Genomic DNA, 2,410 nt, shown 5'->3' with positions numbered 1-2,410 from the left:
CACACCGCCGTACATGGTATCAGCACCCAGGCCGCCATCCAGAACATCGTCACCACCGCGGCCCAGCAGAACATCATTGTCCTCATAGCCAAAGATCACATCGCCCGCAGATGTACCTTCAAGACGATCAACACCAGGTGTGCCCTCAATGGGGGGAGGGCCAGTCACAATAAGGCTGACAGTCCTGTCGGCAAACTGCGCCAGTTCGACATTGACCAGTGTATCGGTGCCGTCGGCGCCGCTAATCGTGAACTTGCCGGGTGATGTCTCGGTAATCGTGTAGTCGGCGCTGTTGCCCGAGAAGATAGCTGTGTCCAATCCGTCGCCACCGTCCAGCGTGTCATCACCATTATTTCCGGTTAGAATATTGTTGCCCGTGTTACCGACAATCTCATTGGCGAGCTCATTGCCCGTCGCATTGATATCAGCGGTCCCCGTTAGGGTAATAAGCTCGACCTCTGACGGATCTGCAAAGCCAACGCCTTCGATAAATTCGCGCCCTTGGAGTACATAACTAACCGATGCGTAAACGATGTCGTACCCGGCATTGGTCCATTCGCGCACTGTGTCGCCTGCATCGTCGACATAGTAGATGTCGTCGCCAAACCTACCGCTCATGATGTCGGCTCCGGCGCCGCCATCGATAATATTGTTCCCGGTATTCCCGTTCAGATCGTTGTCCTGGCTGTTCCCGGTGAGAGACAGATCATCCTCTCCCATCAAGAGCGCGTATTCTATGTTCAGCGGGACTGTAAAACTGATTGTCGTGCGGATACTGTCATTCGTTCCGCCCCCCTCGGTTTCGACGACGACATCTCCGGTGTTATCGATAAAATATTGGTCGTCTCTGTCACCCCCTGCCATGTAGTCGGCGCCTGTGCCCCCATCCAGATAGTCATGGCCCGGACCACCGTAGAGTTCATCATCACCGGCCTCTCCGAAAAGTTCGTCCTGAAGAATGTCATCTCCGGCATGCAGAATGTCGTTCCCGTCGCCCCCATACAGGCTATCATGGCCGCCGCCGCCTATCAGAGTATCATCGCCTTCGAGACCGTAAATGTCATCATCACCAGCCCCACCATCGATGTGGTTTGCGACACTGTTACCATTGATGAGATCTGTGCCCTGGCTGCCGATGACGTTTTCGATCAGTGACCGTTGGTCTCCATCCACCAATCTGGAGTTGGCGAGCTGGGGAGCCAGTCGGCCGCCACCAAGCTGAGCTCTCTGCTCATACCAGATGTATGAAAACACACCCGGTCGCAGATCGATCTCCATCCGTTGCGTCGATGATGCTGTATAATTCGAAAAGTCATAGGTGTCAGTGCCGCCACCGTCCCAGATGGTCTGGAAGATTACATTGTCCGCAGGAGTTCCCTGTCCAACGCCATCAATGAGCAACTCGCCGGTGTCAGCCGAGAAGCTGTAAGTGGTATCACCGGCATTGATATTGTAATTCGGACCATATGCCGCCTGCAGAGCTGCGATGTCTTCTGGCATGTAGGTCTGCGCAAAATTTCCGTCGAGATTGGAGTAACCGTCGACCCCAGCGTTCTGGTAGGAGCGATAGCTCATGACGGTATAGGCCATCCATTCGCGATCAAGCGGCATGGGCGTAGATGCCTCTGCCTCATGCGGGTGATCGAGGCCGAGTGCATGACCGATCTCATGCAGGAGCGTGAAATAGGCGTAATTGCCGATTACGGGCGAAAGCAGTTCCACTGCGCTGCTGACCCAAACATCACCAGCTTCACCGCTGTTGCCCGGCAGAAACGCGAAGGCAGTTTCGGTGACTGTTGTGTTTCCGAATCGCAGTGTCGCATCGGTGTCATCCACACCGGTCAGCTCGACAAACACAAGATTGGTAAAGCTCGAAATGGTTTCGAGAATGTACCGAACGGCCTGCTTTTGCATTTCAGAGAAAGAAGAAAACCCTGCGGTGATATTTGAATTGCCGGCTGTGTAGTCGGCGTAGTCGCCTGCACTGTCAGGAAAACTGAACGTAATCGTCAGCCCGTCCCAGATGTCGAACCACAGCAAACTGTCGGTATACGGGTCATCAGACCGAGGCGCGGTTTGTGTAGGCAAGTGGATCACCTTGAGTATGTAACTATTTGAATGTGCGCCTTAACAGAACACTTCGCAATTGACTAACGGTTCTACGGCAGCATCTGTAGGCGGCGTAAGGAAGACCAGTCGCTCACCGCTTTATTTTCTCGAACATTTCATGGACATTGCTTGTCCGCCAGCGCGTGTCGTACTACCGCATTCAGCCCCTATGATTCTGCGCCAGCCGAGCCCCCACTTGGATAGCTATGGCTTTTGCGACCTCTGCAATTCGTTGACTAAAGAATAAAGTCGGCTTCTGCGAGGTTGATGGTTCCGTCGAGGCGGATGGCGTAGTCCTGGA

General features: G+C 54.0%; 1 protein-coding gene. It reads right to left on the bottom strand.

Annotated features, from left to right (window positions below; translation table 11 throughout):
• Positions 1-2,088: M10 family metallopeptidase (locus tag OOZ52_RS12795; RefSeq protein ID WP_274698928.1), on the bottom strand; the 2,088-nt coding region annotated here is incomplete at its 3' end.
• Positions 2,089-2,410: the final 322 nt, after the last annotated feature.

It is taken from the genome of Aurantiacibacter sp. D1-12, assembly GCF_028858515.1.
GTDB lineage: Bacteria > Pseudomonadota > Alphaproteobacteria > Sphingomonadales > Sphingomonadaceae > Alteraurantiacibacter.
This window is presented reverse-complemented; position numbering and strand designations above follow the sequence as displayed.